A 6,449-nucleotide genomic window follows, 5' to 3' on the forward strand; every position below is an offset into this window, starting at 1 on the left:
TGGAGTTCTTCCGATCCGTACGCGACGAGACCCAGGCGCAGAGCCGTCTCGATGACATCATCGACGGCGAGACGCGAAACGCGGTCGCCAGCTTCAACCTCATCGAGATCGTGCGCTCCTCGAACCGCGAGTTCGACGTCAGCGAAGAGATCCAGGATGTCATAGAGCAGGTCACGCCGACCGAGATCTTGAGCGGGAGGCGGGAAATCACGCGGGCGATCCTGGAAAGGGCGTCGGAAGTCACTCCGAGCTTCGGAATCGAGCTGGTTGACGTTCAGATCAAGCGCATCAACTACACCGAGGAAGTGCGAGCTTCGGTTTATGACCGGATGATCTCCGAGCGCAAACGGATTGCGGAAAGAAGCCGCTCCGAGGGACAGGGCCGCTCGGCGGAGATCCGAGGCCAGAGGGAGCGCGAGCTGAACGAGATCGAGTCGGCGGCGTTCAAGGAGGCCGAGCAGGTCCGCGGCCGTGCCGATGCCGAGGCCACGGGTATCTACGCCGGGGCTTACAGCAAAGATCCCGACTTCTATCAGTTCCTCAAGACGCTCGAGACCTACCGCTCGAGCCTCGATGAGAACGTGACCCTCGTTTTGAGCAGCCAGTCGGAGTTCCTGAGTTTCTTGAAGCGATCCCGTTGACGGAGGTGTGAAGTGGTTCGAGCGTTGTTGGTGTTCCTGTTGCAGGCGAGTATCCCGTCGATCGAAGAAAAGACCGATGGAATGCAGCATCTCGAGGGCTTCTTCGACGTCTACTGGGACGAAGCCACCGGCCATCTCTACTGGGAGATCGATCAACTCGATACCGAGTTCCTCTATCAGGTTTCTTTGAGCTCGGGATTGGGAAGCAACCCCGTGGGGCTCGACCGGGGGCAGCTGGGAAGCACGGCCATCTTGAAAGCCATGCGCGTCGGACCCCGGGTGCTCCTGATCGAGCCGAACTACCGGTATCGGGCGCGGAGCGACAATCCGGACGAGGTCCGCGCGGTCGAGGATGCCTTCGCGCCCTCGGTCCATTGGGGGTTCGACGTAGCCGCCGAATCGCCGGGGCGGCTGCTCGTGGATGCGACGGATTTCTTCCTGCGCGACACCCACGGCGCCGCAGCCGCCATGGAATCGGCCGGACAGGGGAGCTTTCAACTCGAAAGGAGCCGGAGCGCCTTTTTCATGCCGCGTACCAAGGCCTTTCCTGGAAATACCGAGATCGAAACGCTTCTGACGTTCACCAGTGCCAAGCCCGGTCCCCTCGTCCGGTCGGTGGCGGCAAGCGGAGAAGCGGTGACCCTGCGCCAGCACCACTCCCTCGTCGAGCTTCCCGACCGAAACTACGAGCCGCGCGCGGCTGACCCGCGAATCGGCGTCTTCGGCCCCGAGTTCTACGATTACGCGACCCCGATCGACGAGAGCTTGATCGTGCGCTGGGTGGCACGTCACCGTCTGGAGAAGAAGGACCCCGCGGCGGCGCGCTCGGAGCCCGTCGAGCCCATCGTGTATTACCTCGACCGGGGCGCCCCCGAGCCCGTTCGGAGCGCGCTTCTCGAGGGCGCGCGCTGGTGGAATCAAGCGTTCGAGGCCGCGGGGTTCATCGACGCGTTTCGCGTGGAAGTCTTGCCCGAGGGCGCCGATCCGATGGATATCCGCTACCACATGATCCACTGGACGCACCGCTCGACCCGCGGCTGGTCCTACGGAGGCACGGTGACCGATCCCCGCACCGGAGAGATCATCAAGGGAAACGTCAATCTGGGAAGCCTGCGCTTGCGCCAGGACTATCTCATGGGGAAGGGGATGACGCCTCCTTTTACCGACGACGGGGGTGGCCTGAGCGGATGCGGACTGGCCGAGTCGCCGGGCTTCACCTATCTGGCTCAGGCGAGTCCGGGAGCCAGTCCCGTGGACATGGCGCTCGCTCGGGTACGGCAGCTTTCGGCTCACGAAGTGGGTCATACGCTCGGGTTTCCTCACAACTACCTGGCGAGCACCTACGGCGGCCGGGCGAGCGTGATGGACTATCCCGCCCCGCTCGTCCACATCCGCGACGGCCAGCTCGATCTGAGCGATGCCTATGCGGCCGGGATCGGAGACTACGACGAGCTCGCGGTGCGATGGCTCTACGCCGATTTTCCCGCGGGAACCGACGAGGCCGCCGCGCTCGCTGCCATCGTCGAAGAGGGGCTTCGCAACGAAGTACGCTTCATGGCACATACCGACAACCTCATCGCCGCCGGCGCCCATCCGCTGGCCTCGGTATGGGACAACGGAGCGAACCTCGTCGACATGCTCGATCACGAGATCGAGGTGCGACGCATCGCGCTCGCGAGCTTCGGACCGGAAGCGATCCGCGTGGGAGAGCCCATGTCCCTCCTCGAGCAGGTGCTCGTGCCCCTCTATCTCCATCATCGCTACCAGCTCAAAGCGGCGATGAACACTCTCGGGGGCGCCGACTACTACTATGCGTTGCGGGGCGACGGCCAGACCCCCATCACCATCGTGCCGGGCGAGCAGCAACGAAAGGCTCTCGCGGCCGCGCTCGAGACCCTGACCCCGGAGTTCCTCGCCATTCCCGAGCGCGTGCTGAATCTCATCCCGCCTCCGGCATATCGCTACGACGAGGGAGAGACCTTCCCGAGGCGCACCGGCCTCGTCTTCGATCCGCTGACCGCCGCCCAGACGTCGGCCGACTATACCGTTTCGCTCATGCTCCATCCCGAGCGCATGGCACGGCTCGTGGATTTCGGCAGCCGCGACGAGAGCCACCTCGGACTCGACGAAGTGGCGGAGCGGTTGGTAGAGGCGACGTGGATGGCCCCGCGAGCGACGACGCCCTATCTGAGACAGGTCCAAGAAGTTGCGGAGCGCAGCGTGCTCGACGGCCTGCTCGCCCAGGCATCGAGTGCCGAGAACCCAACGCGCGTGCGCGCCGTCCTCAGCGAGCGTCTTTATCGACTCGCCGAAAGTATCGAGACGGAAAGCGATCCCTCGGCGCACCGGAAACTCGCCGCGGAAGACATTCGCCGCTGGCAGAATCGCCCCGAAGGCACGTTGCCGCGACCCGAGGCGCCGGAGATCCCTCCGGGGAGTCCCATCGGCTCTCGCGGACGGCAGTGAGGCTTACGACGGAAGGTGGCGGCGGGCGAGCGCTCGGTAGGCTTCGATTTGAGATTTCTGCCAGTCCTCGTCCCGTCCCAGCGCTTCGGCCATGAGCGCGGCGACCCGCGGGGCGGCCTCCAGGCTTGCCTTGGCATCGAGCAGGAGCGCGCGGGTGCGGCGCGAGAGGAAATCCTCGACCGTGCGCGCCATCTCTTCGCGCACCGCCCAAATGACCTCACCGGCCCGTGAAGAGAACGCGGGATGAAGCGCCTCGCCGTAGGCGGCATCGGCTCGTATCAGCTCGTCCACGGCCGTGGCGTCCGCACCGTAGTGCGCAAGCGAGCCGAAGCGAGACGCCTCTCGATGGTGGCCGTGCAGGCGGAGCGTTTTCGTCACCGAGGGCCGTTCGTCGAGCGCGGCAATGGTCGCAGCCTGGTCGATCGTGTCCTCGGCCATCTTGCGGTAGGTGGTCCACTTCCCCCCGGCGACGGTGACGAGGCCGGAGCGCGAGATGTGAATCGTGTGGTCCCGCGACACGGCCGCCGTGCTCGTGGCGTCGGAGGCGCTCACCAGGGGACGGATTCCGGCGAACGCCGAGAGGATGTCCTCGCGCGCAGGGTCCTTCGTGAGGTAGCGCGCCGCGTGCTCGAGCAGAAAGTCGATCTCGTCCTCGAGCGGCGCTGGCTCGAGTGAGACTTCATCGATGGGTGTATCCGTCGTGCCCACGATGACGCGTCCGTGCCATGGGATGGCGAACAGGACCCTTCCGTCGTCGGTGTGCGGCACGAGGATGGCGCTTTCCCCTGGAAGAAACGTTTGGTCGAGAACGATGTGAACGCCCTGACTCGGTCGAATCATGCGCACCGCGGCTTCGTCGTCCAGTCTCAGAATGGAGTCGGCATAAGGACCGGTCGCGTTGATGACCACTTTGGCATCGAGGGTGCTCTCCTGCTCCGATTCCGCGTCGCGGACGACGACACCGCGCACCACACCGCCGGACTTTCGAAGGGCGACCACCGGGGCGTAGTTGACGAGGTTCGCGCCGAGCGAAGCCGCAGTGAGCGCCATGTGGATCGCGAGACGCGCATCATCGAATTGACCGTCGTGATAAATGACGCCTCCCCTGAGGCCTTGGGTCTCGAGGGTGGGTAGCCGATCGAGCGTTTCACTCCTGGAGAGGTTGCGCGAGGGGCCGAAGCCCAGCTTCCCCGCGAGCAGGTCGTAGAGTCTCAGGCCGACGCCATAAAACGGCGCTTCCCACCAGTCGTAACTGGGGACGACGATGGGAAGGTCGGAAACGAGATGCGGGGCGTTTTGGCGGAGGAGCCCTCGTTCTTTCAGGGCTTCGAGAACGAGTGAGAGGTTGCCTTGCCGGAGGTAACGAACGCCGCCGTGAACGAGCTTCGTGCTGCGGCTCGAGGTGCCGCGGGCGAAGTCGCCCGCCTCCAGCAGCGCGGTGCGGTATCCGCGCGAAGCGGCGTCGATCGCGCAACCGAGACCGGTGGCCCCGCCGCCGATGATGACGACGTCCCAGGCGCCCGGCTCCGCTTCGAGCCGTTGCAGCATTGCGTCGCGGTTCACGGATAAGTTGTCATCCTAGCATGGGGACGACTCGCGTCCGGGGCGGGCTTCGATCCATAATCGCGCAAACGATTTCGGGAGAAAAAAGGACGTGAGCAAAGGATTTCTCGGCTGCGTCACCGTGCTCGTGATTCTTTTCGCGCTCGGCGGCGGGATCTTCATGTGGGGAGTCACGGTCTATAACGGCCTCGTCGACCAGGATGAGAGAGTGGACGCGGCCTGGGCCCAGGTCGAGAACGCCTATCAGAGACGCGCCGACCTCATTCCGAATCTGGTCAAGACGGTCGAGGGTGCTGCGGACTTCGAGCGGGAGACGCTCACCGAAGTCATCGACGCTCGTGCGCGCGCGACCCAGGTTCAGCTGAACGCCGACGAGCTCGCGAATCCCGAAGCTCTCGCTCGATTCCAGCAGGCACAGGACTCTCTCGGAAGCGCGCTCGGGCGTCTTCTCGTGGTCATCGAGCGCTATCCCGAGCTCAAAGCCAACCAGAACTTCCTCCAGCTTCAAGATGAGCTCGCGGGAACCGAGAACCGCATTGGCGTGGAACGCCAACGGTTCAACGAGGCCGCGCAAGTGTACAACGCCCAGCGACGAAGGTTCCCGACCCGGCTGGTGGCGAGTTGGTTCGGTTTCGAGGAGAAGGCCTACTTCGAAGCCGTCGAGGGCGCGGAGCAAGCTCCCCAAGTGGAGTTCGACTTCCGAGAGCGGTAGAGATCCGGTGCTCGCGGCACTGGGGATCGCCCTCGCCGTACTCCAGGGCGCGCCGCTTCCCGCGCTCAGCGGGCGCGTCGTCGATACGGCGAATTTGCTGGCCGCGAGCCAGAGATCGCTGCTCGAAAGTCGCCTGGAAGCCATCGAGACCGAGACCTCGGTCCAAATCGTGATCGCCGCGATTCCATCTCTTGAAGGAGAGCCCATCGAAGAATCTCTCCTCGCGGAAGGCGGGTGCGATGCGTTCCCGGATGATCCTTCCGGCCAACCCGTCGGGAATCACCGGCTCGAGACCGTAGCCGACTTCGATCCGCACGCGTCGCTCCGGGGGCACGACGAGAACGAGCACGCCGTTGTCGAGGCCGGCTTGCCCGAGCCTCCATTGCTTGAAGAGCCGCACCGCGTAGTCTTCGATGGGCTCTCCCTCGAGCGATGGAATCGTGGCGATCACAATTTGGACCGAGGTCTCGCTCTCGATGGCTTCCAGGCGACTCTCGAGCTGCGATCTCTCGCTTGCCGCAAGCAGATTCGCCGTATCGACGACGCGCCCGCTGAGCGCGGGAAGCGGCGCGCCCTGGAGTACGGCGAGGGCGAACCCCAGTGCCGCGAGCCCTAAATCCTTACCGCTCTCGGAAGTCGAACTCCACCTGGGGAGCTTGCTCGGCGCCCTCGACAGCTTCGAAGTAGGCCTTCTCGCCGAAACCGAACCAACTCGCCACGATCCGGGTCGGGAACCTTCGTCGCTGGGCGTTGTACACCTGAGCGGCCTCGTTGAACCGTTGCCGTTCCACGCCAATACGGTTCTCGGTTCCCGCGAGCTCGTCTTGAAGCTGGAGGAAGTTCTGATTGGCCTTGAGCTCGGGATAGCGCTCGACCGCGACCAGGAGCCGGCTCAGAGCGCTCGAGAGCTGCCCTTGCGCCTCTTGGAAGCGCCGGAAGTTCTCGGGGTCGTTGACGATGTCGGCGCCCATCTGGACCTGTCCGGCCGTCGCGCGCGCCTCCGCGACCGCCGTAAACGTCTCCTGCTCGAAGTTGGCCACTCCCTTCACCGTCTCGACCAGGTTGGG

Annotated in this window: 5 protein-coding genes and 2 pseudogenes; 4 read left to right on the plus strand and 3 right to left on the minus strand. The window is 64.6% G+C overall.

Translation table 11 applies throughout. The features are described from left to right. Both hflC and VEK15_24690 read left to right on the plus strand, forming a co-directional pair. A partial coding sequence (hflC, locus tag VEK15_24685; protein HXV63921.1) for a protease modulator HflC occupies positions 1 to 641 on the plus strand: 641 nt, incomplete at its 5' end. Between the two features lie 12 nt (positions 642 to 653). Continuing rightward, on the plus strand, positions 654 to 3,107 hold the full coding sequence (locus VEK15_24690) for a zinc-dependent metalloprotease (protein HXV63922.1): 2,454 nt from the start codon (positions 654 to 656) through the stop codon (positions 3,105 to 3,107). 3 nt (positions 3,108 to 3,110) lie between these two features. Here VEK15_24690 and VEK15_24695 read toward each other — a convergent pair whose 3' ends face one another. Then, positions 3,111 to 4,670, minus strand: coding sequence for a glycerol-3-phosphate dehydrogenase/oxidase (locus tag VEK15_24695; protein HXV63923.1), 1,560 nt, complete (start codon positions 4,668 to 4,670; stop codon positions 3,111 to 3,113). Between the two features lie 160 nt (positions 4,671 to 4,830). On the opposite strand from VEK15_24695, the gene VEK15_24700 reads away from it, so the two are divergent. Both VEK15_24700 and VEK15_24705 read left to right on the plus strand, forming a co-directional pair. Next, on the plus strand, positions 4,831 to 5,382 hold the full coding sequence (locus VEK15_24700; GenBank protein HXV63924.1) for a LemA family protein: 552 nt from the start codon (positions 4,831 to 4,833) through the stop codon (positions 5,380 to 5,382). Between the two features lie 7 nt (positions 5,383 to 5,389). Then, a pseudogene (locus tag VEK15_24705) lies at positions 5,390 to 5,584 on the plus strand (TPM domain-containing protein). 57 nt (positions 5,585 to 5,641) lie between these two features. Here VEK15_24705 and VEK15_24710 read toward each other — a convergent pair. After that, positions 5,642 to 6,058 (minus strand): annotated as a pseudogene (locus tag VEK15_24710) (TPM domain-containing protein). After that, a partial coding sequence (locus VEK15_24715) for a LemA family protein (GenBank protein ID HXV63925.1) occupies positions 6,003 to 6,449 on the minus strand: 447 nt, incomplete at its 5' end. The gene VEK15_24715 and the pseudogene VEK15_24710, both read right to left, overlap by 56 nt.

Source organism: Vicinamibacteria bacterium, from assembly GCA_035620555.1.
In the GTDB taxonomy this organism is placed as follows: Bacteria; Acidobacteriota; Vicinamibacteria; order Marinacidobacterales; family SMYC01; genus DASPGQ01.